Origin of the sequence: Hephaestia caeni (assembly GCF_003550065.1) — a bacterium.
Lineage (GTDB): Bacteria > Pseudomonadota > Alphaproteobacteria > Sphingomonadales > Sphingomonadaceae > Sphingomonas > Sphingomonas caeni_A.
On the sequence record NZ_QXDC01000002.1, the window covers coordinates 422,370 to 448,815 of the forward strand.

28 protein-coding genes are annotated in these 26,446 nt (G+C 66.8%); 17 read left to right on the forward strand and 11 right to left on the reverse strand.

The annotated features are described in order from the left end of the window. Nucleotides 1-88 precede the first annotated feature (88 nt). The 4 genes from DFR49_RS01910 to rsmA all read left to right on the forward strand — a co-directional run bounded on the left by DFR49_RS01910 (nucleotide 89) and on the right by rsmA (nucleotide 5,640). Nucleotides 89-2,329: an LPS-assembly protein LptD gene (locus DFR49_RS01910; protein ID WP_119034347.1), complete on the forward strand. Its 2,241-nt coding sequence runs from the start codon at nucleotides 89-91 to the stop codon at nucleotides 2,327-2,329. Between the two features lie 92 nt (nucleotides 2,330-2,421). After that, on the forward strand, nucleotides 2,422-3,792 hold the full coding sequence (locus DFR49_RS01915) for a peptidylprolyl isomerase (RefSeq protein WP_119034348.1): 1,371 nt from the start codon (nucleotides 2,422-2,424) through the stop codon (nucleotides 3,790-3,792). A 28-nt stretch (nucleotides 3,793-3,820) separates the two neighbouring features. Next, complete coding sequence (pdxA, locus tag DFR49_RS01920) at nucleotides 3,821-4,825, forward strand: 4-hydroxythreonine-4-phosphate dehydrogenase PdxA (protein ID WP_119035228.1); 1,005 nt, start codon at nucleotides 3,821-3,823, stop codon at nucleotides 4,823-4,825. After that, nucleotides 4,822-5,640, forward strand: coding sequence for a 16S rRNA (adenine(1518)-N(6)/adenine(1519)-N(6))-dimethyltransferase RsmA (gene rsmA, locus DFR49_RS01925; protein ID WP_119034349.1), 819 nt, complete (start codon nucleotides 4,822-4,824; stop codon nucleotides 5,638-5,640). The genes pdxA and rsmA overlap by 4 nt, the downstream gene beginning before the upstream one ends. 3 nt (nucleotides 5,641-5,643) lie before the next feature. Here rsmA and DFR49_RS01930 read toward each other — a convergent pair whose 3' ends face one another. From DFR49_RS01930 to guaB, 3 genes are read right to left on the reverse strand one after another with little or no spacing between them, the layout of a single operon-like run. Then, nucleotides 5,644-6,156, reverse strand: coding sequence for a tetratricopeptide repeat protein (locus DFR49_RS01930; protein ID WP_119035229.1), 513 nt, complete (start codon nucleotides 6,154-6,156; stop codon nucleotides 5,644-5,646). A gap of 32 nt (nucleotides 6,157-6,188) precedes the next feature. Next, nucleotides 6,189-7,376: an RsmB/NOP family class I SAM-dependent RNA methyltransferase gene (locus tag DFR49_RS01935; protein WP_119034350.1), complete on the reverse strand. Its 1,188-nt coding sequence runs from the start codon at nucleotides 7,374-7,376 to the stop codon at nucleotides 6,189-6,191. Further along, nucleotides 7,373-8,830 (reverse strand): IMP dehydrogenase, encoded by a 1,458-nt coding sequence (guaB, locus tag DFR49_RS01940; protein ID WP_119034351.1) that lies wholly within the window; start codon nucleotides 8,828-8,830, stop codon nucleotides 7,373-7,375. The genes DFR49_RS01935 and guaB overlap by 4 nt, the downstream gene beginning before the upstream one ends. Nucleotides 8,831-9,008: 178 nt before the next feature. On the opposite strand from guaB, the gene DFR49_RS01945 reads away from it, so the two are divergent. Beyond that, nucleotides 9,009-9,983: an SPFH domain-containing protein gene (locus tag DFR49_RS01945; protein WP_425454902.1), complete on the forward strand. Its 975-nt coding sequence runs from the start codon at nucleotides 9,009-9,011 to the stop codon at nucleotides 9,981-9,983. After that, nucleotides 9,980-10,441 (forward strand): NfeD family protein, encoded by a 462-nt coding sequence (locus DFR49_RS01950; RefSeq protein ID WP_119034353.1) that lies wholly within the window; start codon nucleotides 9,980-9,982, stop codon nucleotides 10,439-10,441. The genes DFR49_RS01945 and DFR49_RS01950 overlap by 4 nt, the downstream gene beginning before the upstream one ends. A gap of 29 nt (nucleotides 10,442-10,470) precedes the next feature. Here DFR49_RS01950 and DFR49_RS01955 read toward each other — a convergent pair whose 3' ends face one another. Continuing rightward, nucleotides 10,471-10,779, reverse strand: coding sequence for a hypothetical protein (locus DFR49_RS01955; protein WP_119034354.1), 309 nt, complete (start codon nucleotides 10,777-10,779; stop codon nucleotides 10,471-10,473). 80 nt (nucleotides 10,780-10,859) lie between these two features. Beyond that, entirely contained in the window at nucleotides 10,860-12,467 is a 1,608-nt protein-coding gene (locus DFR49_RS01960; protein WP_425454903.1) for a phosphoenolpyruvate carboxykinase, read from the reverse strand. Nucleotides 12,468-12,624: 157 nt separating this feature from the next. On the opposite strand from DFR49_RS01960, the gene DFR49_RS01965 reads away from it, so the two are divergent. Genes DFR49_RS01965 through DFR49_RS02000 form a run of 8 tightly spaced genes read left to right on the forward strand, consistent with a single transcriptional unit; the run spans nucleotide 12,625 to nucleotide 18,570 of the window. Next, the gene (locus DFR49_RS01965) at nucleotides 12,625-13,329 is read left to right on the forward strand and encodes a response regulator transcription factor (RefSeq protein WP_119034355.1); all 705 of its coding nucleotides are present in this window, start codon (nucleotides 12,625-12,627) and stop codon (nucleotides 13,327-13,329) included. Continuing rightward, nucleotides 13,298-14,866, forward strand: coding sequence for a sensor histidine kinase (locus tag DFR49_RS01970; RefSeq protein WP_119034356.1), 1,569 nt, complete (start codon nucleotides 13,298-13,300; stop codon nucleotides 14,864-14,866). Before DFR49_RS01965 ends, DFR49_RS01970 begins: the two co-directional genes overlap by 32 nt. Before the next feature lie 25 nt (nucleotides 14,867-14,891). Continuing rightward, nucleotides 14,892-15,326, forward strand: coding sequence for an HPr kinase/phosphorylase (locus tag DFR49_RS01975; protein WP_119034357.1), 435 nt, complete (start codon nucleotides 14,892-14,894; stop codon nucleotides 15,324-15,326). Next, the gene (gene rapZ, locus DFR49_RS01980) at nucleotides 15,323-16,240 is read left to right on the forward strand and encodes an RNase adapter RapZ (RefSeq protein WP_119034358.1); all 918 of its coding nucleotides are present in this window, start codon (nucleotides 15,323-15,325) and stop codon (nucleotides 16,238-16,240) included. Before DFR49_RS01975 ends, rapZ begins: the two co-directional genes overlap by 4 nt. 34 nt (nucleotides 16,241-16,274) lie before the next feature. After that, nucleotides 16,275-16,682 (forward strand): PTS sugar transporter subunit IIA, encoded by a 408-nt coding sequence (locus DFR49_RS01985; RefSeq protein ID WP_119034359.1) that lies wholly within the window; start codon nucleotides 16,275-16,277, stop codon nucleotides 16,680-16,682. After that, nucleotides 16,682-16,951, forward strand: a complete 270-nt coding sequence (locus DFR49_RS01990) for an HPr family phosphocarrier protein (protein ID WP_119034360.1) — start codon at nucleotides 16,682-16,684, stop codon at nucleotides 16,949-16,951. The genes DFR49_RS01985 and DFR49_RS01990 overlap by 1 nt, the downstream gene beginning before the upstream one ends. Continuing rightward, a complete protein-coding gene (locus DFR49_RS01995) occupies nucleotides 16,952-17,752 on the forward strand; it encodes a TrmH family RNA methyltransferase (protein WP_119034361.1) in 801 nt (266 codons plus the stop codon). A gap of 59 nt (nucleotides 17,753-17,811) precedes the next feature. Then, the gene (locus DFR49_RS02000; RefSeq protein WP_170150892.1) at nucleotides 17,812-18,570 is read left to right on the forward strand and encodes an META domain-containing protein; all 759 of its coding nucleotides are present in this window, start codon (nucleotides 17,812-17,814) and stop codon (nucleotides 18,568-18,570) included. A gap of 26 nt (nucleotides 18,571-18,596) precedes the next feature. Here DFR49_RS02000 and DFR49_RS02005 read toward each other — a convergent pair whose 3' ends face one another. Beyond that, nucleotides 18,597-19,955 (reverse strand): DNA recombination protein RmuC, encoded by a 1,359-nt coding sequence (locus DFR49_RS02005; RefSeq protein WP_119035232.1) that lies wholly within the window; start codon nucleotides 19,953-19,955, stop codon nucleotides 18,597-18,599. Nucleotides 19,956-20,104: 149 nt separating this feature from the next. On the opposite strand from DFR49_RS02005, the gene DFR49_RS02010 reads away from it, so the two are divergent. Further along, entirely contained in the window at nucleotides 20,105-20,638 is a 534-nt protein-coding gene (locus tag DFR49_RS02010) for a hypothetical protein (RefSeq protein ID WP_119034362.1), read from the forward strand. Nucleotides 20,639-20,649: 11 nt separating this feature from the next. Here the strand turns inward: DFR49_RS02010 and def are convergent, their stop codons facing one another. Both def and recR read right to left on the reverse strand, forming a co-directional pair. Next, nucleotides 20,650-21,183 carry a peptide deformylase gene (def, locus tag DFR49_RS02015; protein ID WP_119034363.1) on the reverse strand — a complete coding sequence of 178 codons (534 nt, stop codon included), beginning with the start codon at nucleotides 21,181-21,183 and terminating at the stop codon, nucleotides 20,650-20,652. Between the two features lie 33 nt (nucleotides 21,184-21,216). Then, nucleotides 21,217-21,813 (reverse strand): recombination mediator RecR, encoded by a 597-nt coding sequence (recR, locus tag DFR49_RS02020; protein ID WP_119034364.1) that lies wholly within the window; start codon nucleotides 21,811-21,813, stop codon nucleotides 21,217-21,219. A 55-nt stretch (nucleotides 21,814-21,868) separates the two neighbouring features. On the opposite strand from recR, the gene fmt reads away from it, so the two are divergent. Both fmt and truA read left to right on the forward strand, forming a co-directional pair. Continuing rightward, entirely contained in the window at nucleotides 21,869-22,768 is a 900-nt protein-coding gene (gene fmt, locus DFR49_RS02025) for a methionyl-tRNA formyltransferase (RefSeq protein ID WP_119034365.1), read from the forward strand. After that, on the forward strand, nucleotides 22,765-23,505 hold the full coding sequence (gene truA / locus DFR49_RS02030) for a tRNA pseudouridine(38-40) synthase TruA (protein ID WP_119034366.1): 741 nt from the start codon (nucleotides 22,765-22,767) through the stop codon (nucleotides 23,503-23,505). The genes fmt and truA overlap by 4 nt, the downstream gene beginning before the upstream one ends. Here the strand turns inward: truA and DFR49_RS02035 are convergent. Genes DFR49_RS02035 through DFR49_RS02045 form a run of 3 tightly spaced genes read right to left on the reverse strand, consistent with a single transcriptional unit; the run spans nucleotide 23,496 to nucleotide 26,418 of the window. Beyond that, nucleotides 23,496-24,689: a class I SAM-dependent RNA methyltransferase gene (locus DFR49_RS02035; protein ID WP_245968195.1), complete on the reverse strand. Its 1,194-nt coding sequence runs from the start codon at nucleotides 24,687-24,689 to the stop codon at nucleotides 23,496-23,498. The two genes, truA and DFR49_RS02035, sit on opposite strands and share 10 nt — an antisense overlap. Then, complete coding sequence (locus DFR49_RS02040) at nucleotides 24,686-26,068, reverse strand: NAD(P)H-hydrate dehydratase (RefSeq protein ID WP_119034367.1); 1,383 nt, start codon at nucleotides 26,066-26,068, stop codon at nucleotides 24,686-24,688. The genes DFR49_RS02035 and DFR49_RS02040 overlap by 4 nt, the downstream gene beginning before the upstream one ends. Next, nucleotides 26,065-26,418, reverse strand: a complete 354-nt coding sequence (locus DFR49_RS02045) for a hypothetical protein (protein ID WP_245968196.1) — start codon at nucleotides 26,416-26,418, stop codon at nucleotides 26,065-26,067. The genes DFR49_RS02040 and DFR49_RS02045 overlap by 4 nt, the downstream gene beginning before the upstream one ends. Between the last annotated feature and the right edge of the window lie 28 nt (nucleotides 26,419-26,446).

A 26,446-nucleotide genomic window follows, 5' to 3' on the forward strand; every position in this document is an offset into this window, starting at 1 on the left:
CGCGCACCGTCGATTGCGATCCGCGTGCGGCAGTGCGATAGGCGTTCCCCGCTTGAACGCACCTGGCCCGTTGGGGGAAGAGTTTACCGTGACCCGGCACGCCTTGTTGGCCACTTGCGTCTTCAGCGCGACGGCGCTGATGGGCGGCCGCGCGCACGCGCAGGATCTGCTGCGGCCGGATGCCCCGCCCCCGCCTCCCGCCGAGCAGGCGCTCCCCGAGGATCCGGACCAGATCCAGTTCTCCTCGGGCACGCTCGAATACGATATGGATGCCGATATCGTCACCGCGAGCGGCGACGTGCGGATGGCCCGCCGCGGCGATCGGTTGCGCGCCGATCAGGTCGTCTGGAACCGGAAGACGGGCCAGGTCGTCGCCACCGGCAACATCGCGGTGACCAACCCCGAAGGCGACATCGCCTATGGCGATCGCATCGAACTCACCGATTCGCTGCGCGACGGGGTGGTCGAGAACATGCTGATCGTGCTCGATGAGGGCGGTCGCCTGGCGGCGCGGCGCGGCACGCGCGACGAAAATGGCGTCGCCACGCTCGAAGGCGCGGCCTACACGCCGTGCGCGGTGACGACGTCGGCCGGGTGCCCCAAGGAGCCGACGTGGAAGATCAGCGCGGTGCGCGTCACTTATCGCCCCGATCGGCACCGGGTCTATTATCAGGGCGCGCGGCTCGATCTGTTCGGGATCGGGATACCGCTGCCGTCGTTCTCGCATCCGATCGGCGACGGTGCCGACAGCGGCTTCCTGGCCCCCGACATCCGTTATGACCGGACCAACGGCATCGAGATCGCCGTCCCCTATAATTTCCAGTTCGCGCTCAATCGCGCGGCGACGGTAACGCCGCACCTGTTCAGCGACACGATGCCGATGCTCCAGGCCGAATATCGCGAAATCAATCGCCTCGGCGCGTTCCGGGTGACCGGCTACGGCACCGTCAGCCGCCGCAGCGACGATCATATCGGCTCCTCCCTGTCGGACAGCGAACAGGATTTTCGCGGCTATCTCGATGCCACGGGCCGCTATCAACTCGATCCGAACTGGAGCGTCAGCGGATCGATCCGGCTCGCGACCGACGATACCTTCCTGCGCCGCTACGACATTTCGCGCGACGATCGGCTGCGCAACACGATCCGGCTCGAACGGATCGATCGCGACAGCTATTTCTCGATCGCCGGCTGGGCGGTGCAGACGCTGCGCGTCGACGACGACCAGGGAATGCAGCCGATCGCTCTGCCCGAGATCGACTATCGCCGCCGGATCGAGCACGCGCCGCTCGGCGGCACGCTGATGCTCCAGGCCAATTCGCTCGCGCTCACCCGTACCGAGGGGCAGGATACGCAACGCGCCTTCGCCAGCGCACGCTGGGATCTGCGCAAGCTGACCCGCTGGGGGCAGGAAGTGACATTCACCGCTTATGCGCGCGGCGATCTCTACAACACGCACGACACGCTGGAGACCACGGTGGCGAGCTATCGCGGCGAGCCGGGGTTCAACGCCCGCGCGATCGGGGCGGTCGCGGTCGACGTCAAATGGCCGCTGATCGGCAGCTTCCTGGGCGGCACGCAGCGCTTGACGCCGCGCGTCCAGGTCGTCGCCTCGCCGCATATCGCCAATCTCGATCTGCCCAACGAGGACGCGCGCGCCGTCGATCTTGAGGATTCGAACCTGTTCGCGCTCAATCGCTTCGCCGGCTATGACCGGTTCGAGGATTCGACGCGGTTCACCTACGGCGTGGATTATTCGCTGAGCCTGCCGGGCATCTCGATCGATACCACGGTGGGGCAGAGCTACCGCCTGACGACGCGGCCCAGCCTGTTCCCCGACGGCACCGGGCTCACCGATCGTTTCTCCGATTATGTCGGCCGCACCGAAATCCGCTATCGCGATTTCGTCTCGCTCGTGCATCGTTTCCGGCTCGACAAGGACAATCTCGCGTTCCGGCGTAACGAGATCGATGCGACGATCGGGTCGCGGCGGACCTATGCGATGCTGGGCTATCTGCGGCTCAACCGCAACATCACCGAGGAACTGGAAGATCTGCGCGACCGTGAAGAGGCGCGGGTCGGTGCGCGGGTGCAGGTCACGCGGTTCTGGTCGGTGTTCGGCTCGGCGATCGTCGACCTCACCGATCGCAAGGAGGACCCGTTATCGTCGTCCGACGGGTTCGATCCGGTTCGCCACCGGCTCGGCGTCGCCTATGAGGACGATTGCCTGAAGCTTGGTGTCACCTGGCGGCGCGATTATGCGGATACCGGGGACGCACGGCGGGGAAACACGTTTTTACTGACTCTGGGATTGAAGAACCTGGGGGGTTGAAGAACCGGGGCCGCTAAGCCAAGGTTCAGCAAAATGGGCATAGGTCAGCCCGCGAGCGCGCGGCCGCGACGAATGAGGTTTTGAACATTGTGATGATATCGTTGACGAAAGCGGCGGGGCTGGGCCGCTGGACGGGGTTCGCTGCGGGATTGGCGCTCGCGACCGCGCTCGTGGCGCAGACCGCCGATCAACAGCCGGCGGGCGATGCCCCCAATTCGGCGGCCAATCTGAACATCCCCGCCGATGCCCAGATTCTCGGCAAGGCCGATCCCAACGTGCGCAAGCCGACCGCGATCGTCAACGATGCGGTCATCACCGGCACCGACGTCGATCAGCGCGTGGCGTTGATCAAGGCGGCCAACAACATTCCCGATCTGCCGCCTGCGGACCTCGAGCGGCTGCGACTCCAGATTCTGGCGCAATTGATCGACGAGACGCTGCAAATCCAGGAAGCCAAGGCCAACGAAATCAAGGTCACGCCGGCCGAGGTAAATCAGGGTTTCGCGCGTGTTGCCCGGAACTTCGAGAAGACACCTGACAGCATGCGCGAATATCTGCATTCGATCGGCTCGTCGGATCGGACGCTCAAACTCCAGATCGAGGCCGAACTCGCCTGGCAGCGTTATCTCGGCCAGCAGGTGACGCCATACATCAATGTAGGCGAGGAAGAGGTCCAGGGAATCCTCAACCGGTTGAAGTCGCAGGAAGGCCAGCCTGAATATCACCTCAAGGAAATCTTCCTCGGCGCCACCCCCGATCGGCTCGACGAGGTTGCGCGCAATGCGCAAGGGCTGATGGATGAAATCAAGAAGGGCCAGCAGCCGTTCGAATATTTCACCCAATATTCCGAAGCCTCGACCAAGGCTGTCGGCGGCGATCTCGGCTGGGTCCAGACCGATACGCTGCCCGCCCCGCTCGCGGAGGCCGCGCAGCAGATGGAAGTCGGGCAGGTTGCCGGCCCGATCCAGATTCCCGGCGGCTTCTCGATCTTGTATCTGGTCGACGAGCGCAAGGTGCTGACCGCCGATCCGCGCGATGCGCGGCTGAGTCTGCGTCAGTTGACGATCCAGTTCGCCAAGGGAACGTCGCAGGAACAGGCCACCGCACGCGCCAGCCAGTTCGCGGAGGCGACCAAGGCGATCAAGGGTTGCGGCGACGCGACCGCGGTCGCGAAGCAGATCGGCGCCGAAGTGGTCGACAACGATCAAGTGCGCGTACGCGACCTGCCGGCGCAATTGCAGCAACTCGTCCTCAACATGAGCATCGGCGAAGCGACGCCGCCGTTCGGCTCGCCGACCGAAGGCGTGCGGACGCTCGTGCTGTGCGGCCGCGACGATCCGCAATCGGGCCAGCTCCCTGATCCGTCTCAGGTTCAAGGGCAGCTTGAACAGCAACGCGTCAACCTGCGTGCGCAGCAGATGCTGCGTGATCTCAGGCGCGACGCAATCGTCGAGTATCGGTGATGCGGTGGATCGCATCACGCCGGAGTCGATGAAGCCGCTTGCCATCGCGTTGGGCGATCCCGCCGGGATCGGTCCCGAAATCGTCGCCAAGGCCTGGAGCCAGCGCAAGCAACGCCGGCTCGCGCCGTTCTTTGCCGTTGGCGATCCGCGGTCGGTGAAGGCGGTGTGGGACGGACCGGTGACGACGTTGCTCGAACCGGCGCAGGCGACGGCCGCCTTTGCGCAGGGGCTTCCCGTCCTGCCGATCGAGCGATCGGGCGATATCGCGCCCGGCCAGCCCGATCGCGCGGGCGCGCAGACGGCGCTCCGCTCGCTCGAAATCGCCACCGGGCTCGCGCAGACCTGCGCGGCGGGCGGGCTCGTCACCGGCCCGGTGTCGAAGGCGCAGCTTTACGACATCGGCTTCACGCATCCCGGGCAGACCGAGTTCGTGGCCGAACGGTTCGGCGTCGCGGGCGAAAACGCGGTGATGATGCTGGCTGGCCCGTCGTTGCGGGTCGTGCCGATCACGACGCACATCCCGCTCGCGGCGGTCTCCGAGATTCTCTCGATCGATCTGCTCGTCGCCAAGGGGCGTGCGACCGCGCGCGGCTTGTGCCGCAATTTCGGGCTCGAAGCCCCGCGGCTCGCCTTTGCCGGGTTCAATCCGCACGCCGGCGAGCAAGGTGCGCTCGGCCGTGAGGAAATCGAGATCATCGCCCCTGCCGTCGACATTCTGCGCGCCGAAGGCATCGACGCGACCGGCCCCTTCGCAGCCGATACGATGTTCCACCCCCGCGCCCGCGCGACATATGATGTCGCCCTCTGCTGTTACCACGACCAGGCTCTGATCCCGATCAAGACGCTGCATTTCGACGAGGGCGTCAATATGACGCTAGGCCTTCCGATCGTGCGGACCTCGCCCGATCACGGCACGGCGTTTGCGATCGCCGGCAAGGATCGGGCCGAGCCGGGCGCGATGATCGCGGCGATCCAGCTTGCCGCGAGTGCGGTCGCGCATCGCCGCCTCGTCCTCGCCTGCCCGGCCGCGTGACGGCACTGCCGCCGCTCAGAGAGGTTATCGCGCAATATGGCCTGAGCGCGAGCAAGGCGCTTGGCCAGAATTTCCTGTTCGATGGCCAGCTCCTCGGCCGGATCGCCGCAATTCCGGGTGATCTTGCCAACGCCGAAATCCTCGAGATTGGCCCCGGTCCGGGCGGATTGACGCGCGCGTTGCTCACCGCGGGCGCGCGCGTGACGGCGATCGAACGCGACCGTCGTTGCATCCCCGCGCTCGACGAGCTTGCCGCTTTCTACCCCGGCCGGCTGCGCGTGATCGAGGGCGACGCGCTGGATATCGACGCGCGCAGCTTGTTCGAGGGAACCCCCGCCATCGTCGCCAACCTGCCGTACAATGTCGGCACCGCGCTGTTCGTGCGCTGGCTCTCAGCCGACTGGCGGCCGTGGTGGCGAAGCCTGACGCTGATGTTCCAGCGCGAGGTGGCTGATCGGATTGTCGCCGCCCCCGGCAGCACCGCCTATGGCCGGCTCGCCGTTCTTGCCCAATGGCGGGCGCAGGCGCGGATCGCGATGACCGTCCACCGCTCCGCCTTCACGCCGCCGCCCAAGGTGATGTCGGCGGTCGTCCATGTGACGCCGATCGATGCGCCGCGCGGCGTGCGGTTCGATGTGCTGGAACGGGTCACCGCCGCCGCCTTCGGCCAGCGCCGCAAGATGCTGCGGCAGAGCCTAAAGGGCGTGCCCGGCGCCCCCGCGGCGCTGGATACGCTCGGTATCGACCCGACGCGGCGGGCGGAAACGCTGGCGGTCGACGAGTTCGTCGCGCTGGCGCGCACGCTTTCGAACTGAGTCTTATTCCGCCGACGTAGCGGCGTGCGCCTCGTTCTCGGTCTTGGATGCCAGCGCGGTCGCGGGTGGCCCCTTGGCGATCGCGGCCGTGAGCGCGCTCGCTTCGGGGCAAGCATTGGCGCAAAGGCGCCGGATTTTGGCGAGATCGGCCTTGGCCTGCTCGACCGCCCCACGCGCGACCAGCGCTTCACCCTCGCCGCGCAACGCGGCGATGTCGTTGGGGTCGAGGTTGAGCGCTTCGCGATAGAGCCGGATGGCCTTGCCCGGCATGCCACGTTTGTGGGTCACATCGCCCAGCGCCACGAACGCGGCGCGGTTGCGTGGATCGACCGCAAGAGCGGTTTCGAGCGTATCCGCCGCACTATCGAGATCGCCTGCTTTCGCCGCCGCCTCGCCCTCGGTGAGCAGCGCCGTCGAGCGCGCGTCGATCTGGTCGTCGCGCTTTTGCCCGTGCAGCGCGGTCGAAACGGTGACCAGCGTCAGCGCAGCGGCGATGGCGACCGAGGTGAAACGCATGACATTCTCCAGCATCGGCGTGGGGTTCAGGGCTAGCATGTGCGCACCAGCCTTGCGACAAAAAAGCCGTCAGTGCCGTCATGCGCGGGCGTCAGCCGCCAGCCGAGGCCCCGCGCGACGCCGGTAGGGATGCGCGGTGGCTCGGCCGACCAACCCTCATGCACGCCGAGAAAGGCCGCGATCTGCCCGGCGCCTTCCTCATCAAGAAGCGAGCAGACGACATAGACCAGCGCCCCGCCCGGCTTGACCAACGGCCAAGCGACTTCGAGCAAATGAGCCTGAAGCGTCGACAACCTTTCGAGCCGATCGGGGGTGAGGCGCCAGCGCGCCTCCGGGTTGCGGCGCCATGTGCCCGTCCCCGAACAGGGAGCGTCGACCAGCACCACATCGGCCGCTTCCGTCCAGTCCTGCAACGCTTCGGCTTCGCGGCCAGGATCGAGAAGGCGCGTCTCGACGATCGTCGCCCCTGCCCGTTCAGCGCGAGGTGCGAGCCGCGACAATCGGGCGCGGTCGCTGTCGCATGCAAGGATCTGCCCCTGGTTGCCCATCGCCGCGGCCAGCGCGAGCGTCTTGCCGCCCGCGCCCGCGCATAGATCGACGACACGCATCCCCCGGGCGATCTCTGCGGCCGTGGTGACGAGTTGGCTGCCCTCGTCCTGCACCTCGATCGCGCCACGGCGCCACGCGTCGAGCTGTTCTACCGATGTGCCGTTCGGGAGACGCAACCCATTGGGGGCGTGGGGTAGCGGCACGGCACCCTCGATCTCGGCAGCGATCGCCGCTGGATCGGCGCTCGACCGGTTGACGCGGATATCGAGCGGCGCGCGCTCCAACAGAGGCGGCAGCGCCTCTGCAGCCAATCCCGAGCGTTCGAGCCGATCGACGAGCCACGCGGGCGCGATGCCCTCAACGGCACCAGGTTCGACCGGGTCGATCGGCGGCGGCGCGTGCGCCGAACCGTCGATCATCGCCGCAACCATCGGATCGTGCCGGGCCAGCGCGACGATCGCCTGCCGGCCATTCTCCGGCCGTTCGCCGAGCAGGCGGATCGCGGCATAGACCAGCTCGCGTACCGCGCGGCGATCCTTGCTGCCGGCATAGCGCCGTTCGGCGAAATAGCGCGCGATCAGCGTGTCCGCCGCCGCACCCTGGTCGCGCGCGGCGGCGATGATCGCGTCGAGCAACTCGACGGCCGCCTGGGCGCGCCCGCCGGGTGTCATCGAGTCGGGTAGTTGGGTGCCTCGCGCGTGATCGTCACGTCGTGGACATGGCTCTCCCGCAGGCCCGCCCCCGTGATCCGCACGAACCGCCCGCGCTGCTTGAGATCGGGAATCGTCGCGGCACCGGTATAGCCCATCGCCGCCTTCACGCCGCCGACCAACTGGTGGATGACATCCTTGGCCGGTCCCTTGAACGCCACCTGCCCTTCGATCCCCTCGGGCACCAGCTTGAGCTGATCCTTGATATCGCCCTGGAAATAACGATCGGCCGAACCGCGCCCCATCGCGCCAACCGACCCCATGCCGCGATAGCTCTTATACGCACGCCCCTGATAGAGAAACGTCTCGCCCGGTGCCTCTTCGGTGCCCGCGAGCAGCGAGCCGACCATGCAGGTCGAGGCGCCCGCCGCGAGCGCCTTGGCGATGTCGCCGGAGGTACGCAGGCCGCCATCCGCGATCACCGGTACATTCGATTTTGCCGCCTCCTCCGCGCAATCCATGACCGCGGTGAGTTGCGGCACACCGACGCCCGCGACGATCCGCGTCGTGCAGATCGAGCCCGGCCCGATCCCCACCTTGACGCCATCCGCACCGGCATCGATCAGCGCGCGCGTCGCCTCCGCCGTGGCGACGTTACCGGCGATGACCTGGACCGAATTGGACAGCTTCTTGACCCGCTCGACCGCACCGGCGACCTCACGGTTATGGCCGTGCGCGGTATCGATGACGACGAGATCGACCTCGGCATCGACCAACGCCGCGGTCCGCTCGAACCCCTTGTCACCGACTGTGGTTGCCGCCGCGACGCGCAGGCGCCCGGCTTCGTCCTTGGTGGCATCGGGATAGGTCACAGCCTTCTCGATATCCTTGACGGTGATCAGCCCGACGCAGCGATAGGCGTCGTCGACCACCAGCAGTTTCTCGATCCGGCGCTGATGGAGCAGGCGCCGTGCCTCGTCCTGACCGACGCCGGCCCTCACCGTCGCCAGATTCTCATGGGTCATCAGTTCGGCGATCTTCTGGCCCGGGTTTTCGGCGAAGCGCACGTCGCGGTGCGTCAGGATTCCGACCAGCTTGCCGTTCCGTTCGGTCACTGGAATGCCGCTGATCCGGTGATGGGCCATCAGCGCCTGCGCCTCGGCAAGCGTCGCATCGGGGGCGATCGTGATCGGGTTGACCACCATGCCGCTTTCGTAGCGTTTGACCTGCCGCACCGCGTCGCACTGCTCGTCGACCGTCAGATTGCGGTGGAGCACGCCGATCCCGCCAAGCTGCGCCATCACGATCGCCATGTCCGACTCGGTGACGGTATCCATCGCCGCGGACAGGATCGGGATGTTGAGCGCGATCTCGCGGCTGAGACGGGTGCGGGTATCAGCCTGGCTCGGCAGCACGCTCGATTCCGCCGGTTGCAGCAGAACGTCGTCGAAGGTGAGGCCGAGTCTGATGTCCATAGAGTGCCGGATCCTGCGCGGGGGATGTATGGCGGCCCATGTAACCAACACCACGCCCGCGCGCTAGGGGCCGAACGCGAACGCCTCGTATCCGGTTTTTGATGAGGGTTGCGCCAGCTTGTGCTAGCGTCGTCACAGGTCGGCAGCGCTGCCGACGTGAGCTGTATCGGGGATGATGATGGGTTTGATCGCTGTGGTGCTGGTGCTGGTCCTGGTGCTCTTGTACCTGATGTCGAGCGTGAAGATCGTCCATCAGGGCTATCAATACACGATCGAGCATTTCGGCCGTTTCACCAAGGTCGCGCCGCCGGGATTCAATTTCTACCCCGCGTTCTTCTATCGTGTCGGCCGCAAGGTGAACATGATGGAGCAGGTGCTCGATATTCCCGGGCAGGAGATCATCACCAAGGACAACGCGATGGTCGCGGTGGACGGCGTGGTGTTCTTCCAGGTGCTCGATGCGGCCAAGGCGGCCTATGAGGTGTCCGACCTGTTCGTCGGCATCATGCAGCTTTCGACCACCAACCTGCGCACGGTGATGGGATCGATGGATCTCGACGAAACCTTGTCCAAGCGCGACGAGATCAACGTGCGGTTGCTCAACGTTGTCGATCACGCGACCAACCCCTGGGGCGTCAAGATCACGCGTGTGGAGATCAAGGACATCCGCCCGCCGACCGACATCGTCAACGCGATGGCCCGCCAGATGAAGGCCGAGCGCGAGAAACGCGCCAATATCCTCGACGCCGAAGGCGCGCGCGCCAGCGCGATCCTACGCGCCGAGGGCGAGAAGCAATCGAAAATCCTCGAGGCCGAGGGCCGGCGCGAAGCCGTGTTCCGCGATTCGGAAGCCCGCGAGCGCTCGGCGCAGGCCGAAGCCAAGGCGACGCAGGTCGTGTCGGACGCGATCGCCTCGGGCGGCACGCAGGCGATCAACTATTTCGTCGCGCAGAAATATGTCGAAGCGGTGGGGAAATTCGCCACCTCGCCCAATGCCAAGACGATCCTGTTCCCCGTCGAGGCGACCCAGTTGATCGGCACGCTGGGCGGGATCGGCGAACTCGCCAAGGAAGCGCTCGGCACCCATGCGCCGGCGCCGCCCGCCGCGCCCGCGCCACGCAAGCGCGGGCCGTTCGAACCCGACACCCAATGAACCTGGGCACACTCGTCGGCGAGGCGGGGTGGCTGTGGCTGATCCTCGCGGTGGGGCTCGGCATCGCCGAATTGCTGGCGCCGGGCGTCTTCCTGATCTTCCTCGCGATCGCGGCGGCGATCACCGGCGTGGCGACGTTGGTGCTCGCCGATCTATCGCCGGTGGCGCAACTGGTGTCGTTCGGCGTGTGGACCGCCGTTGCGGTCCTCATCGGTAGACGCTGGTATCGCGATTATCCGGTCGAATCGGCCGATCCGCTGCTCAACGACCGTGCGGCGCGGCTGATCGGCGACATCGTCGTCGTTACCGACGCGATCGAAAACGGCGCGGGCCGCGTGCGCGTCGGTGACGGCACCTGGCCCGCGCACGGTCCTGACGTGCCGGTGGGCGCGCATGTACGCATCACCGGGATCGATTCGGGCGCGCTGCTTATCGAACCGGAGGCGGCCAGCCGCTGACACGACCGTCCGCGCATCATGGCGTTGCTTCAGCGCTTGAAGAATCCGGAGACCATGTCGCCCAGCCCGCCGGCACCGCCCTGCGCACCCAGCAATTCCGCGAAGCGCCCGAGCGCGCCCTCGCCGCCGATATGATCGACGATCTGCCGCATCGAATCGCTGGAAAGGCCCGTCGCGGCCGCCGCCTGCTCCGCGGTATCGCCGGGCTGGGGATGCGCCTGCGCGAGCGCCGAGACGGCTTGCTCCACCTGCGCGGGATCGAGCCCGACCTTCTCGGCAAGGTTCGCGATATCGACATTGTTCGTGATCTGGCCCAGCAGCCCGTCAAGCATTCCCATGTGTCGTCTCCTGCGATGACGGCCTCGTTTAGCACGGATCGGCCAGCGGCGCGACGCGGCGGCGCATCCAACGACAGGGGCTACTCGCAAGCGACCGCGATACTCGGCGCCGCGCGGCGAACCCCATCGTCGACATGATCGGCGAACTGCGCGAAATTCTCGACGAACAGGTCGGCAAGCCGCGCCGCCGTGGCGTCATAGGCCTGTTTGTCGGCCCAGGTCTGGCGCGGATCGAGGATCGCCGGATCGACCCCCGGCACCGCAATCGGCACCTTGAAACCGAAATTGGGATCGCTGCGAAACTCGGCCTGGTTGAGGCTGCCGTCCAGCGCGGCATTGAGCAATGCGCGCGTCGCCTTGATCGGCATCCTTGTGCCCTCGCCGTAACGGCCGCCCGTCCAGCCGGTATTGACCAGCCAGCAATCGACGCCGCCGCGCGCGATCCGCTCCTTGAGCAAATTGCCGTAGACCGACGGATGGCGCGGCATGAACGGCGCACCGAAACAGGTCGAAAAGGTCGCCTGTGGCTCGGTGACGCCGATCTCGGTGCCGGCGACCTTGGCGGTATAGCCGGACAGGAAATGATACATGGCCTGATCGGGCGTCAGCCGGGCGATCGGCGGCAATACGCCGAACGCATCGGCGGTCAGCATGATGATGTTGCGCGGCACCGGCCCCATATTGTCGGCGCTCGCGTTGGGGATGCAATCGATCGGGTAAGCCCCGCGCGAATTCTCGGCGAGGCTGGCATCGTCGAAATCGAGAGTCCGCTCGATCGGATCCATCACGACATTCTCGAGCACGGTGCCGAAGCGCTTCGTGGTCGCGAAAATCTCAGGCTCGGCCTCCTCGGAAAGCCGGATCATCTTGGCGTAGCAGCCGCCTTCGAAATTGAACACGGCGGTGTCGGACCAGCCATGTTCGTCGTCGCCGATCAACGTGCGGCTGGCGTCGGCGGACAGCGTTGTCTTGCCGGTTCCCGACAGCCCGAAGAACACCGCCGTATCGCCTTTGGGGCCGATATTGGCTGAACAATGCATCGGCATGATGCCCTTGGGGGGCAGCAGATAGTTGAGCAGGCCGAACACCGATTTCTTCATCTCGCCGGCATAAGCGGTGCCGCCGATCAGGATCAGCTTGTCGGTGAGGTTGACCGCGATCACCGTCTCGCTCCGGCAGCCGTGGCGCGCGGGATCGGCGCGGAAGCTCGGCAGGTCGATGACGGTGTAATCGGGCGCGAAGCCGCGTAGTTCCTCGATCTCGGGCCGCACAAGCATCGTGCGGATGAACAGACTGTGCCACGCCAGTTCGGTGACCACGCGAACGCAGACGCGGTGCTCGGGCTGCGAACCGCCGTGAAGATCCTGGACGAACAACGCGCTCTTGTCGGCAAGGGCGGCCAGGAAATCGGCCTTGAGCGCGGCGAAATGCGCATGCGTCATCGGCTGGTTGGCGGCGCCCCACCAGATCGTATCAGCGGTTTCGGCGTCGCGGACGGTGAACTTGTCGTTCGCCGAGCGGCCGGTGTGCCGCCCCGTCGCGACGACGAGCGGGCCATCGGCGGCGAGATGCCCCTCGCCGCGGACCACCGCCGCCTCGACCAGCGGCGCCGTCGGCAGATTCCAGTGAAGTTGCGCATCCGTGCGGATGCCCTGGGCATCGAGGCCCATGAGCGGCGTACGTTTCACGATCTGTTCTCCCACATCATCGGTGCGCTCTGTCGTCGCATCCGATACCAAATTGCGTCGCGCTTATCGGGCGGCCCTATCATCGTCAAACGCCCGAGTTGAGCAATCGACGCGATTGCCCTACGCGATTCGTCCACAGCACGGAGACGCCCCGCGCATGACCGCCACGATCGCGCTTGTCGACGATGATCGCAATATCCTGACCTCGGTTTCGATCGCTTTGCAGGCCGAAGGGTTCCTGACGCGCGTCTATTCGGATGGCGAGGCGGCGCTGAAGGCGCTGATCGAGAACCCGCCCGACCTTGCCGTGCTCGATATCAAGATGCCCAGGATGGACGGACTCGAACTGCTGCGCCGCCTGCGCGAGAAGCTGACGACCCCCGTCATCTTCCTCACTTCAAAGGACGACGAACTCGATGAGGCGCTCGGGCTCGCGATGGGCGCGGACGATTATATCGCCAAACCTTTTTCGCAGCGGCTGTTGATCGCGCGGATCAGGGCGATCCTCCGCCGGACCGAGCTTGCCCAGGGCATCATCGAGGGCGACGAGGAAACGGCCGAAGTGCTGATACGCGGCCGGCTGTCGATGGACCCGCCGCGCCACCGCGTGACCTGGAACGGCAAGTCCGTGACGCTGACCGTCACCGAGTTCCTGATCCTGGAGACGCTGGCGCAGCGGCCCGGCATCGTGAAGACGCGCAACCAGTTGATGGATGCTGCCTATCACGACGACATCTATGTGGACGACCGCACGATCGACAGCCACATCAAGCGCATTCGCCGCAAATTCCGTCAATTCGACCCCGAGTTCGACGCAATCGAAACACTGTATGGCGCCGGTTACCGATTCTCCGAGGAGTGATGACGGCGATCTCGCGCTCCGCTGGTCGGGCCGGGTCTCGCTCACGCCGCGTATCCTCGCGGTCAACATCTTCGCGCTGGCGCTGCTCGCGGGCGGGTTCTTCTATCTCGATTCGTATCGCAGCCGGATCGAGGACAGCCGGGTCGCCCAGGCCGCGCGCGAGGTGCGGCTCGTTGCCGAAGCGCTCGCCGATGCCGCCCCCGAGCGTCGCGATCGGCTGCTGCTCCGCCTGGCGCGCGATACCGGCGCGCGAATCCGCCTCTACGACGATAGCGGTGACGAAATCGCCGACAGCCGTGATCTCGGTCTCGCGAACTTCCGCCTGATCGATCCCGACAAAGAGCCGTGGCAACAGAACGCCGCGCGCTTTCTCGACGCGGTGATAGACACCGTCGTCGGCGCCGCGCGCGCCCCGCTCTATCGCGAGCATCAGGCGGGCTATGACTGGCCCGACGTGCGCACCGCACATTCCACGCGAACCCTGCCGACGACGGTCTGGCGCGCGCCCGATCGGACGCCGGTGATCACCGCGGCCGCGGCGCTGCCCAACGGCGGCACGGTGATGACTACCGTCAACGCGCGCGACATCACGCAGACGGTGCGTATCGAGCGCTATCGGCTGAGCGTGGTGCTGGGGATCGTCACGCTCGTCTCGGTGATATTGTCGCTGTTCCTCGCCCGCACGATCGTGCGGCCGCTGGGGCGGCTGGCGCGGGCGGCGGTGCGGGTACGGCTGGGGCGCGCGCGCGAGGTCGTGGTCCCCCGCCTGCCCTCACGCCGTGACGAGATCGGCATGCTCGCGCGCGCGCTTTCGGACATGAGCCAGGCCCTGCGCGCGCGCATCGACGCGACCGAGGCATTCGCCGCCGACGTCACGCACGAACTCAAGAACCCGCTTGCGTCGTTGCGCTCGGCGGCGGAAAGCCTCGCGACGGTCGAGGACCCGGAATTGCGGGCGCGGCTGCTGGGGATCGTGCGCGACGATATCCATCGGCTCGACCGGCTGATCACCGACATTTCCGATGCGTCGCGGCTGGACGCGCAGTTGAGCCGCGCAAAATTCGACCCGATCGATATCGGCGCACTGGTCGGCGCGTTGCTCGATGCCCGCACCGACCGAGGGATCGAGCGCGGCATCCGCATCGCCTATGATACGCCCGGCGCGGGGCCGCTGATCGTGATGGGCGACGGCGCGCGGCTCGAACGCGTGTTCGAGAATCTGATCGACAATGCGATCTCGTTCTCGCCCGACGACGGCTTGATCACGATCGCGATCGCCCGCGAGAACGGTGTCCTCGTGGTGCGTGTCGAGGACGAAGGCCCTGGCGTTCCGGAGGAGGCGCGCGACGCGATCTTCCGCCGGTTCCAGTCGATTCGCCCCCAGGGCGAGGCGTTCGGGACGCATTCGGGCCTCGGCCTCGCCATTGCACGCACGATCGTCGAGGGGCATCAGGGCAGGATCGCGGTCGAATCGCGCGACGACAGGCTGAGCGGCGCCCGCTTCGTCGTGCGGTTTCCGCTCGCCGACCGGGGATGAGCAGCGGCATGATGAGGGATTCGATATGACGACCGTCTCGTCGGAAACGCTCCACGCCTCTTGCGTCGCGATTCATGGCCGCGCGGTGCTGATCGAAGGGCCGTCGGGCAGCGGCAAATCCGACCTTGCGTTGCGCCTGATCGATCGTGGCGCGCAGCTCGTGGCCGACGATTATACGATCCTCGCGCGCGAGGACGGCGCGCTCAAGGCGTCCCCTCCTCCCACTATCGCCGGGCGTATCGAGGTGCGCGCGATCGGTATCGTCGAGATGCCGCATGTCGATCGCGCGCCGGTCGCCCTGCTCGTGCGGCTGGTCGATCGCCCCGAACGGATGCCCGCCGATGACAGCGATCGTCTGATCGCCGGCATCGTCGTCCCTGAAATCTCGCTCAACGCGCACGAGGCATCGGCCCCGATCAAGGTCGAACTCGCGCTGGCGAGGAACGGCGCCGGGGCATGAAGCATATCCCGAAGGAAATCCTGCTGATTACCGGCATGTCGGGCGCGGGCAAATCGACCGTGCTCAAGACGCTGGAGGATCTGGGCTGGGAAGTGGTCGACAACCTGCCGCTCATCCTGCTCGACCGATTGCTGTCCGCCCCGCCGCCCAAGGACGCGGCAAGCGACTCGCGCCCGCTTGCACTCGGGATCGGTACGCGCACACGCGATTTCGATCCGCAGCGCATCGTTGAACGGATCAAGGCGCTACGCGAGCGGCACGGCTACGACATCGGCACGCTGTTCCTCGATTGCCCGGGGCAGGAACTCGAACGACGCTATGACGAAACCCGCCGCCGCCACCCGCTGGCGTCCGATCGTCCCGCAAGCGACGGCATCTGGCGCGAGCGCGAGTTGCTGGCGCCGCTCAGGCGTTGGGCGAATCGGCTGATCGACACGGGCGATCTCGCGCCCAACGAACTGAGGCAACAGATCCGCGACACCTTCGCGCGCGACGGGCTCGACCAACCGACATTGTCGGTGATGTCGTTCGGCTATGCTCGCGGCGTGCCGCGCAACGCCGATCTGGTGTTCGACATGCGTTTCCTGCGCAACCCGCACTGGGTGGACGCCTTGCGCCCCGGCACCGGGCTCGATGCGGACGTCAGCGCGTACATCGCCGAAGACCCGGCTTATGCCGAGGCAATGACCCGGATCGAATCGTTGCTGATGCTGCTGCTTCCCCGCTACCGGGCGGAGGGCAAAGCCTATGTCACGATCGCCTTCGGGTGTACCGGTGGGAGACACCGGTCGGTTCATGTCGCCGAACGGATCGGCGCCCGGTTGCACGCAGAGGGTTTTTCGCCCACGGTCTCCCATCGCGATCTTGGAACCGCGCCGCAGGACACGCTGGAGGACGCCGCGACCGGCGCTTGAGCAAATTCAGGCAGATTCAGGAAGTATCAGCATCATGATTGGCCTCGTCATCGTCACGCATGGGCGACTCGCGGAGGAATTTGTCACCGCGATGGAGCACGTCGTCGGCAAGCAGGAACGGATCGGGACGATCTGCATCGGCCCCGACGACGACATGGAGGCGCGCCGCGCGGACATCGCCGGGGCGATCGCCGAGGCCGACACTGGCAGCGGGGTGATCGTGCTGACCGACCTGTTCGGCGGCACCCCCTCCAACCTCGCGATCTCGCTGATGGAAGCAGGGCGGATCGAGGTGATCGCGGGCGTCAACCTGCCGATGCTGATCCGGCTCGAAGGCGCACGCAAGGTGATGAAGGTGGCCGATGCCGTGGCGGCCGCGCGCGAGGCCGGGCGCAAATATATCTCGGTCGCTTCCGAAATCCTGGGCGAGGCGATCGCCTGATGCGGGCCGAACGGGCGGTCGACATCACCAACAAGCGCGGCCTGCACGCCCGTGCGAGCGCCAAGTTCGTTACCCTGGCCTCGACGCTGCCGTGCGAGGTTTCGGTGTCGAAGGACGGCACCCCGGTAACGGGCACCTCGATCATGGGGTTGATGATGCTGGGCGCCGCGATGGGCGATTCGATCACGATCAGCGCCGCGGGCGCGGGCGCGGAAGAAACCGTCGCCGCGCTCGTCCGGCTGGTCGAGGACAAGTTCGGCGAGGAATAGGTGCCCCGCGAGATCACGGCCTATTCCAACCCGCTGATCAAGCGGGTCCGCAATTTGCGCGACAAGAGGCATCGGCGCGAGGAAGGGCTGTTCCTGGCCGAAGGCTTGCGCATTCTGACCGAGGCGCGCGAAACCGGGCGACTCCCCGAAATGCTGTTTTTCGCACGCCAGAGCGCGCGCCATCCGCTCGTTCAGGCGCTGGTGGAGGCGGTCGAGGCGGCGGGCGGCGACGCGATCGAAACAACGCCCGATATTCTCGCCAAGCTGTCTGGCAAGGACAATCCGCAGGCGGTGGTGGGCGTCTTCGCCGAATTCGCGCGCACGCTCGATGCGATCGATCGACGCTGCGCGCCCCTCTGGCTTGTGGCCGAGAAACTCCGCGATCCGGGCAATCTCGGCACCATCCTGCGCACCGGGGACGCCGTTGGTGCAGGCGGATTGATCCTGATCGACGATTGCGTGGATCCGTTTTCGGTGGAGACCGTGCGCGCCAGCATGGGGGCGTTGTTCACGATCCCGATCGTCAGGGCGCGCTGGGAAGAATTCGTGCCCTGGCTGCGCGCCGGCCCCGGCCAACTCGTCGGCCTCAGCCTCGATACCGATCGGGATTATCGTGGTGTCCGCTACATCGCCCCCACCTTCCTGCTGACCGGAAACGAAGCACAGGGGCTGCCGGACGCGTATGAGGCCGAATGCGATCTGCTCGTCAAGCTGCCGATGCTGGGCAAGGCGGACAGCCTCAACGCCGCCGTCGCCACTGCGGTGATGGCGTACGAGGTGCTCGCGCAGCATCGCGGCTGACGAAGCGCAACCTTCGGTTCATCTCGATCGTTGCACCCCAGCAACGAAGGAGAAATCAGATGCGTCGTGCGGTCGTGCTGTTCGTTGGTGCCGTCGGACTTGGCGGTTGCGCTATGGAACAATTTCCCGGCCCCGATCGCCCCGGACCGCCCCCGCGCCCAAGACCGCCTGCGAGCGACACCTATCGCGCGATCGGCACCGAACCCGGCTGGTCGCTGACGATCGGCCCGCGCACGATGCGCTACGAGGGCGATTACGGGCAGAATGTCGTCGAAGCGCCGACCCCCGAGGCGCGGCCGACCTTCAACGGCCGGCGCTACGAAACGCGCCAGATGACGGTCGACATCACCCGAACCCCGTGCAGCGACGGCATGAGCGACCGGCGCTATCCCGATACGGTGCGCGTCACGACCCGACGCGGCACCGCGCGCGGCTGCGGCGGCCTCTCCAACGATCGTCCGGGACCGGGCGGCCCCGGACGGCCGGGAGCAAGCCTGGCCGGCACGAGCTGGACGATCACGGCGATCGATGGCCGATCCGTGCGGCTCGATCGCCCCGCCAACGTCGAATTCACCCGCGACCGGATGCAGGGCAGCGCCGGCTGCAATCGCTTCAGCGGCGACTATCAGGAGCGCCGCGATACGCTGATCGCGGGCCAACTCGCGGTGACGAGGATGATGTGCCAGGGCAATGCGATGACGGTGGAAAACCGCTTCCTCAAAATCCTCGGCGGCCCGGTGACGGTTCAGCAGCGCGGCCAGACGCTCACGCTCACCAGCCGCGAAGGATCGGTGACGCTGCGGAAGGCGTCGCGATAAAACGGCGGCGCCGCCGGGGTGACGGGTTACTCCGCCGCCTCGGCATCGACCTCTTGCACGGCGGCGAGCTTGGTCAGCGGGCGCGGTGATTGTTCGACCACCGGCAGCGCGTCGATCGACTTGCCCGCGGTATCGATATTGAGCGTTTCGAAGCGTTTGGCGCTTGTCATTACCTGCGATTCGAGGCTGCCGACGAAGGCATTATACGCGCCCATCGCGGTTTCGAGATTCTTTCCCAGCCGCGAGACATGGCCGCCCATCACCGCCAGCCGCGCATGGAGTTCCTTGCCGAGCGCCGCGATCTCTCGCGCCTCGCCGGCGAGTTTTTCCTGTCGCCAGACCGCCGCTACCGTCCGCGCGATCGCGATCAGGTTGGTCGGCGTCGCGATCAGCACGCGGCGGTCGAAAGCGTAATCCCAAAGGTCGGGCGTGGAATCGAGCGCGGCCGAAAGGAAATGCTCGCCGGGCACGAACATGATCACATAATCGGGCGTATCCTCAAACTGCGTCTGATACGCCTTGGCGCCCAGCGCGTTGATGTGCGTCTTCATCGAGGCGACGTGCGCCGCCATGTGGGTCGCGCGCTCGGTCTCGTCGACCGCGCCGTGCGCGTCCTGATAGGCGTTCAGCGATACCTTGGCGTCGATCACCAGGCTCTTGCCGCCGGGAATGCGCACGATCGCGTCGGGGCGCAGTCGACCGCCCTCGCTCTCGACGCTGACCTCCATCTCGAAATCGGTGTGTTCGGCCAATCCGCAGGTCTCGAGCACGTTGCGCAATTGCTGCTCACCCCAGCGGCCGCGCGCCTTGGGCGCCGAGCGCAGCGCATTGACGAGCTTCGCCGCCTCGCCGCGCACCGATTCCTGCCCGATCCGCATCGCGTCGATCAGCCCGGTGAGATTGCCATAGGCTTCCTTACGCTCGGTCTCGACCTTGGCGACATTCTCCTCGTAGCGTTTGAGCGTGTGTTCGACCGGCTGGAGCAGCGCCTTGAGCTTGGCTTCGTTCGATTCGCCTGCCTGGGTGAAGCGCTGCTGCGCGCGTTCGAGAAAGCTCGCCTGCGCCTCGCCGAGCAGCTTGTTGGCGACCTCGGCGAATTGCGACGCCATGACGTCCTTGGCCTCCTTCAACTCCGTCAGCCGCGCCTCGAAGGCGCGTGCGTCGGCCTTGAGCGTCGCAAGCTCGGTACGCGCGCCATCGCGCTCGTCGCGGAGCGCGACCAGTTCGGCGCGCAGCCCGTCGACCGCCCTGGCGCGCTCCTCCGCGCCGGCAAGATCGGTGATCGCCTTGCGGACATCCTCGGCCCGCGCGTCACGCTCGGCACGCATTGTTGCGGCGCCGCGGTTGCCCGCGAACCAGCCGAGCGCGAGCCCTATTGCGAGCATGGCCACGATCAGGATGGCGGCAAGAACGTCCAAATCGGCTCTCCAGAGGCGGAACGAAGCACGAACTTACCGCCCGCGCGGCTCGTCGACAAGGGGAACATCCTTGCCACCAGCGCCGTTGGCGTCATCGCGGCAAAAGGAGAGCGACGATGCGGATTGTGCTTCTCACGGCCGGATTGTGTCTCGCGGCATGCCAGCAGGCGCCGCAGAATGCGAGCGATGCACAGACGACACAGGCGGCAGGCAATATGGAATTTACCGAAGTGCCCCCGGATGAGAGTGTCGCGGTGGGCGCCGACGGTTCGTCCTCTCGAGACGACCTGGCGCCTGCCGGAAGCGACGCCGCCGCAACGCCACCGCCCGCAACCGCGGCGGGCAGCTTGCCCCCTGCCGATGCCGCTTATCGCTATGTCGGCCGCTGGGCAGCGACCCGGCAACTATGCGCGACGGGAGCGTGGCGGTTCCATGAACGGCGCCTCGATACCGCGGGCGAGGTATCCTGCACCTTCGACAAGATCGAAAAGGCACCCGGCGGCTACGACATCGCCGCAACCTGCCTCGCGGAAGGAAACCGGACCGGCGACACGATCGAGCTTCGCTTCGCCGAATCGGCCCGCGCGATGCTCGTCAGTTCGAAGATGTGGGACGGTATCGGGTTAAGTTATTGCGGGCCGGTAGAATAGATACCAGGAGCTTATGCCGCGTTCTTGCGCATCTTCGTGAGCTTCTTGACCACCATGTCGCGCTTGAGGCGCGAGAGGTGATCGATGAACAGCACCCCGTTCAGATGGTCGATCTCGTGCTGCATGCACGTCGCCATCAGCCCGTCGAACTCCTGTTCGTGGGGCTTGCCGTCACGGTCGAGCCATTTGACCCGGCAACGCGCGGGGCGTTCGACTTCGGCATATTGCTCGGGGATCGACAGGCAGCCCTCGTTATAGACCGAAACGTCGTCGCTGACCCACAAAAGCTCCGGATTGACGAAGGCGTGCGGGTCGCGAACCGGGACGCCTTCCTCCGCTTCGCTCTCGCGTTCCTGAAGATCGATGACGAGTACCCGCTGCTCGATACCGAGTTGGGTCGCGGCAAGGCCGATTCCCCGCGCATCGTACATCGTCTCGAACATATCATCGATCAGCGTGCGGACGGCATCGTCCACCTGCGCAACGGGTTTCGCCACCGCGCGCAGCCGCGGATCGGGAATTTCGAGGATTTCGAGCACGGCCATATTCCGGTGAGCTAGGTTGCGCGCACGCCGACGTCAAGCGACAGGACGCCGCGCCCTGAGCGCCTGCGCCAGCGTACCTTCATCGAGGTAATCGAGTTCGCCCCCCACCGGCAGCCCATGCGCCAACTGGGTGACGCGCACCGGAAACCGCTCGATCCGCTCGGCGATGTAATGCGCGGTCGTCTGGCCCTCGAGCGTGGCGTTCATCGCCAGCACGACCTCGTCCACCCCGCCCGCTTCGATCCGGCGAACGAGCGAATCGATCGACAGATCCTCCGGCCGCACGCCCTCGAGGGCCGAAAGCCGGCCGCCGAGCACATGGAATCTGCCCGGGAAAAGCCGCGAGCGTTCGAGCGCCCAAAGGTCGGCGACATCCTCGACCACGCAGAGCGCGCGATCGTCGCGGCGCGGATCGGCACAGATACCACAAGGATTGGTCGTATCGACATTGCCGCAGACCGAACAGGTCGCGAGCCGCTCGTCGACCGCCTCCAGCGCGACACGCAGCGGTTCGAGCGCGGCGGCGCGCTTCTTGAGCAGATGGAGGACGGCGCGCCGGGCCGACCGCGGGCCGAGCCCGGGAAGGCGGGCAAGCGCTTGCGTCAGCGCCTCGATCTCGGGGGATGCCATAGCGACGATAGATAAGGGCTTGCGCCCTGCCCTGCCAAGCGGCGACAGGGGCTGGATGCGCATCATTTTCATGGGAACCCCCGATTTCGCGGTGCCGGTGCTCGACGCGCTGGTCGAAGCGAGGCACGAGGTCGTCGCGGCGTACACGCAGCCACCACGGCGCGCGGGGCGCGGCAAGAAGCTATTGCCGTCACCCGTTGACGCGCGCGCCACCGCACTCGGGATCGCGGTACGGTCGCCGGTCTCCCTGAAAACCGCCGATGAGCAAGCGGCACTGGCCGCGCTCGACGCCGATGTCGCGGTGGTCGCGGCCTACGGACTGATCCTGCCGCAAGCGGTGCTCGATGCGCCGCGTCACGGCTGCCTCAACGTCCACGCTTCGCTGCTGCCGCGGTGGCGCGGCGCCGCACCGATCCAGCGCGCGATCCTTGCCGGCGACGCCCAGACCGGGGTGGGGATCATGCAGATGGAAGCCGGGCTCGACACCGGGCCGGTGCGACTCGAAGCGCGGACCCCGATCGACGGCAAAACCGCGGGCGCGCTCACCGAAGAGTTGAGCGCGATGGGCGCAGTGTTGATGATCGATGTCCTGGCCGATCTCGACGGCTTTCCTCCCCACCCGCAGCCTCAGGATGGCGTCACCTATGCCGGCAAGATCGACAAGGCCGAGGCTCGGCTCGATTTCACGCAGGACGCGGCACAGGTCGCGCGACAGGTGCGCGCATTCAACCCGCCGGGGGCGTGGTTCGAACACAATGGCGAGCGAATCCGCGTGCTCTCGGCGGCGATGGCCGACGGCCGGGGCGGTGCGGGAACGGTGCTCGACGGCGAGTTGACGATCGCCTGCGCCGTCGGCGCGATCGAGCCGATCCTCGTCCAGCGCGCCGGCCGCGGTGTCATGAGCGCGGATGAATTGCTGCGCGGCTTCCCGATCCCCGTCGGCACCCGTTTGTGACACGGTTCGCACTCACCGTCGAATATGACGGCACGCCCTTCATGGGCTGGCAGCGCCAGGCGCACGGGCCGAGCGTCCAGCAGACGATCGAGGACGCGGCGCACACGATCACTGGCGAGGAAACGGTGGTCCACGCCGCCGGCCGAACCGATGCCGGGGTACATGCGCTGGGGATGCGCGCGCATGTCGATATCGCGCGCGCCTTCGCGCCATTCCGGCTGATGGAAGCGCTCAATTCGGTGATGCGGCCCGCACCGGTAGCGATCCTCGGCTGCGAGGTCGTCCCCGACGATTGGCACGCACGCTTCTCGTGTATCGCGCGGCATTACGAATATCGGATCGTCACCCGGCGCGCGCCGTTGACGCTCGCCAAGGGGTTTGCATGGCGCATCCCTACCCCGCTCGATAGAGAATTGATGCAAGAAGGCGCCAACAGACTGTTGGGTAGACACGATTTCACGACCTTCCGCTCGGCGCATTGCCAGGCCAACAGCCCGTTGCGAACGCTTGACCGCCTTGACGTGACCGAGACCGACGACGGCATCATGATCCACGTCTCCGCGCGATCGTTCCTCCACCATCAGGTACGCTCGATGGTGGGTTGTCTCTCACTGGTTGGCCAGGGAAAGTGGACCCCCGACGATATCGCCGCCGCGCTCGCCGCGCGCGATCGGGCCGCGCTGGGGCTCAACGCCCCGCCCGACGGCCTGTATTTCGTCCGCGCCGATTATCCTTGACGGCTGAGCCGCGCCGCCAGCTCGACATGCGTCGACCAGCGGAACTGGCCGACCGGCTGGATCCAGTCGAGCGTATAGCCGCCTTCGACCAATTCCTTTGCATCGCGTGCAAACGTGCTCGGATTGCACGAAACATAAGCAATCTTTGGCGCGGTCGATTGCGCCAATGCTGTCGCCTGCTCCCGGGCACCCGCACGCGGCGGATCGAGCACCACGGCCTCGAACCGCCCGAGTTCGTCGGCGGTCAACGGGCGGCGATACAGATCGCGATGCTCGACGAACACCGGCCGCTGCGCGCGCGCGGCCGCCGCCTTGAGGCCGAGGCTGGCGTCGCGCGCCGCCTCCGCGGCGTAGACCTTGCCCGGGATCGACAGCGCGAAAGTGCCGAGGCCGGCGAACAGATCGGCGGTCGTCGTGGCGGGCCCGATCGCCTCACGTACCGCGGCGACCAGCGCCGCCTCACCCTCGGGTGTTGCTTGCAGAAACGCGGCGGGTGGAAACGACACCGGCACGCCGCCAAGCGTGATCGTCACCGGCTCTGGCTCCCAGCGCGCCTCTGGCCCGTAACCGCTGTCGATCGCAAGACGCGCGAGATTGTGGCGCTGCGCGAAGGCGGTAAGCCCCTCTGCGGCGGCCAATCCATCGGCTTCGATTCCTTCGATCAGCACGTCCAGGCCCTGATCGGTGCGCGTCAGCGTCAGATTGGCGCGGCGCGATCCGGGCAGGATCGCGGCAAGCAGCCCGCGCAATGGCTGGACGAGATCGAACAGATCGGGCGCGATCACCCAGCATTGCTCCATATCGACCAAGGCGTGGCTGCGCGCCTCGGTGAAGCCGATCCAGACCTGGCGCCCGCGCCGCTCGGCATGGAGCACGGCGCGGCGGCGGCTGCGATCGGGCGATAGCGGCGGCGGGCGAATGTCGGTTTCCAGCCCCTGCGCGGCGAGCGCACCTTCGATCCGCTCGACCAGGTAGCGCGCATAGGCGCTGTCATCGAGGTGTTGAAGCTGGCAACCCCCACAACGTGGATAGTGCTTGCATGGCGGCGTCAGATGGTGCGGGCCGGGAAGCACGTCGCCAGTGGGGGTGAGCCTGTCGCCCGGCGCGGCAAGCGGCACGGCGCGGCCGGCCTCGGTCATGCCCTCGCCACGCGCAGCGACGCGCACGATCTCGTCGTCGCTCACAACGATGCCCTCGATTCGGTCAGCATGGCCGCGAGATCGTCGGCAATGAAGGCAGCACCAAGGCGCCGCGCGGCGTCGGCGTGTAGCCACACCCCCGCCGTCGCCGCCTCGAATGGAGGCATGCCGCCCGCGAGCATCGCCGAAATCACCCCGGCGAGCACGTCGCCGGTGCCCGCGGTCGAAAGCCAATCATTGGTGTCGCCCACAATTCGTGCGCGCCCATCCGGTGCGGCGACAACGGTATCCGCGCCCTTGAAAACCACGATCGCGCCGGTCTCGCGGGCGGCCGCCCGGGCGCGGTCGATCTTGCTGCCCTCGCCCTCGCCGAACAACGCCGCGAACTCGCCGGCATGCGGGGTGAGGATGACAGGGGCTGCGCGCGATTCCAGAACGGCCATCCGGTCTTTCAGCAGATGCAGTGCGTCACCGTCGAGCACGAGGCGGTGCGCCGTGGCGAGCGCGCGATCGAGCCGGCGCGCCGCCCCGTCGTCGCGGCCGAGCCCGGGGCCGATCAGGAGCGCGCCGATACGATCGTCATCGAGCGCATCGTCGTCGAACGACTTGTGGACAAGCGCATGCGGCCCGCCACCCTGGCCGCCGAGCAGCGCGACATACCCCGCACCCGCGCGCATCGCCGCCTCCGCCGCCAGCAACGACGCCCCGGTCATCGCGCCGCCGACGATGGTGACCATCCCGCGATTATATTTGTGTGAGTCGGCGTCGGGTGTACGCAAGGACGGTTTTTCAATAACATGGAGATCGCTCCGTACATCGACTCCGATGTCGAGCAGGCGGGTTTCGCCGCAGTGACGCGCTGCGGGCTGGAGGAGATGCGCCGGCTTGAACGCGCCGAGCGCAAGCGTCACGTCGAAAATCGGCACGTCGCCCAGCGTGCGCGCATCGTCGGTGGTAACGCCGCTCGGCAGGTCGACCGCGATGGTGCGCCGCGCCTTGCCCGCCAGGGTACGGAGGCAATCGGCCAGTGCGGGATCAAGCGGACGCTTCAGCCCGGTGCCGAACAGCGCGTCGACCAGGATCGCCGCGGGTTGGGCATCGGCGACAGGCGTAACCGGGCCGGACCACCCCGCCCTCGCGGCGCGCGCCGCAGCGGTCGCGGGGGCAGCGCTCGCCGCGACACGAACATCGAGCCCGATCCCGGCAAGAAACCGCGCCGCGACATAGCCGTCGCCGCCATTATTGCCGGGGCCACACAGGACGAGAACGGGTGCGCGCGAGGCCAGGCGGGCAACCGCGCGCGCCACCTCGCGGCCTGCTCGTTCCATCAACGCTTCGACCGAACCCCCGGCATCGATCGCCTGCTGCTCTGCCGCCCGCATCTCGTTGGCGGTGAGGACGGGCTGACCAGCGATCGGCGTCATGGTGTCGCCGGCAGACGATAGCGATAGCGGTCGCCACCGATCGAGACCTCGCTCATCCCTTGCGTCCGCGCCGTGACCTGCGCGGCCTCGGCGCCGTCGGCGGCACTTACGCTGCCGTCGCCAGCGATGACGAAGCGATGGAAGCCGCCATCGGGATTGCGGACGGTGATGGTATCGCCATCGTGGTCGATTGTGCAATCGCGCGTGAAGCCGGCGGCGCCGTCGAGCGCGCAGAAGATGTGATCGTCAGCCGCAGGGTCGATGGATTGCGCGTCAGATTGCGTGTTGCGAGCCTGCTCCCCGGCCGGGCGCTGCCCGCACGCCGCGACCGTGCTCAGTAGCAGCACCACCGTGGCAAATCCGGCATGACGGGTCAGG

Excerpts from the sequence above, each read along its gene's own strand:
- guaB (WP_119034351.1), bottom strand. The coding sequence starts at position 8,830 with ATGGACATCAGACTCGGCCTCACCTTCGACGACGTTCTGCTGCAACCG.
- DFR49_RS02000 (WP_170150892.1), top strand. The coding sequence starts at position 17,812 with ATGCGTCGTGCGGTCGTGCTGTTCGTTGGTGCCGTCGGACTTGGCGGT.
- DFR49_RS02040 (WP_119034367.1), bottom strand. The coding sequence starts at position 26,068 with ATGACGCCGATCGCTGGTCAGCCCGTCCTCACCGCCAACGAGATGCGG.
- DFR49_RS01955 (WP_119034354.1), bottom strand. The coding sequence starts at position 10,779 with ATGGGAATGCTTGACGGGCTGCTGGGCCAGATCACGAACAATGTCGAT.
- DFR49_RS01945 (WP_425454902.1), top strand. The coding sequence starts at position 9,009 with ATGGGTTTGATCGCTGTGGTGCTGGTGCTGGTCCTGGTGCTCTTGTAC.
- recR (WP_119034364.1), bottom strand. The coding sequence starts at position 21,813 with ATGGCATCCCCCGAGATCGAGGCGCTGACGCAAGCGCTTGCCCGCCTT.
- DFR49_RS01930 (WP_119035229.1), bottom strand. The coding sequence starts at position 6,156 with ATGCGTTTCACCTCGGTCGCCATCGCCGCTGCGCTGACGCTGGTCACC.
- DFR49_RS01990 (WP_119034360.1), top strand. The coding sequence starts at position 16,682 with ATGCGGGCCGAACGGGCGGTCGACATCACCAACAAGCGCGGCCTGCAC.
- DFR49_RS01985 (WP_119034359.1), top strand. The coding sequence starts at position 16,275 with ATGATTGGCCTCGTCATCGTCACGCATGGGCGACTCGCGGAGGAATTT.
- DFR49_RS01915 (WP_119034348.1), top strand. The coding sequence starts at position 2,422 with ATGATATCGTTGACGAAAGCGGCGGGGCTGGGCCGCTGGACGGGGTTC.
- pdxA (WP_119035228.1), top strand. The coding sequence starts at position 3,821 with ATGAAGCCGCTTGCCATCGCGTTGGGCGATCCCGCCGGGATCGGTCCC.
- DFR49_RS02010 (WP_119034362.1), top strand. The coding sequence starts at position 20,105 with ATGCGGATTGTGCTTCTCACGGCCGGATTGTGTCTCGCGGCATGCCAG.
- DFR49_RS01950 (WP_119034353.1), top strand. The coding sequence starts at position 9,980 with ATGAACCTGGGCACACTCGTCGGCGAGGCGGGGTGGCTGTGGCTGATC.
- fmt (WP_119034365.1), top strand. The coding sequence starts at position 21,869 with ATGCGCATCATTTTCATGGGAACCCCCGATTTCGCGGTGCCGGTGCTC.
- DFR49_RS01970 (WP_119034356.1), top strand. The coding sequence starts at position 13,298 with ATGGCGCCGGTTACCGATTCTCCGAGGAGTGATGACGGCGATCTCGCG.
- def (WP_119034363.1), bottom strand. The coding sequence starts at position 21,183 with ATGGCCGTGCTCGAAATCCTCGAAATTCCCGATCCGCGGCTGCGCGCG.
- DFR49_RS01965 (WP_119034355.1), top strand. The coding sequence starts at position 12,625 with ATGACCGCCACGATCGCGCTTGTCGACGATGATCGCAATATCCTGACC.
- rapZ (WP_119034358.1), top strand. The coding sequence starts at position 15,323 with ATGAAGCATATCCCGAAGGAAATCCTGCTGATTACCGGCATGTCGGGC.
- DFR49_RS01975 (WP_119034357.1), top strand. The coding sequence starts at position 14,892 with ATGACGACCGTCTCGTCGGAAACGCTCCACGCCTCTTGCGTCGCGATT.
- DFR49_RS02005 (WP_119035232.1), bottom strand. The coding sequence starts at position 19,955 with ATGCTCGCAATAGGGCTCGCGCTCGGCTGGTTCGCGGGCAACCGCGGC.
- DFR49_RS01935 (WP_119034350.1), bottom strand. The coding sequence starts at position 7,376 with ATGACACCCGGCGGGCGCGCCCAGGCGGCCGTCGAGTTGCTCGACGCG.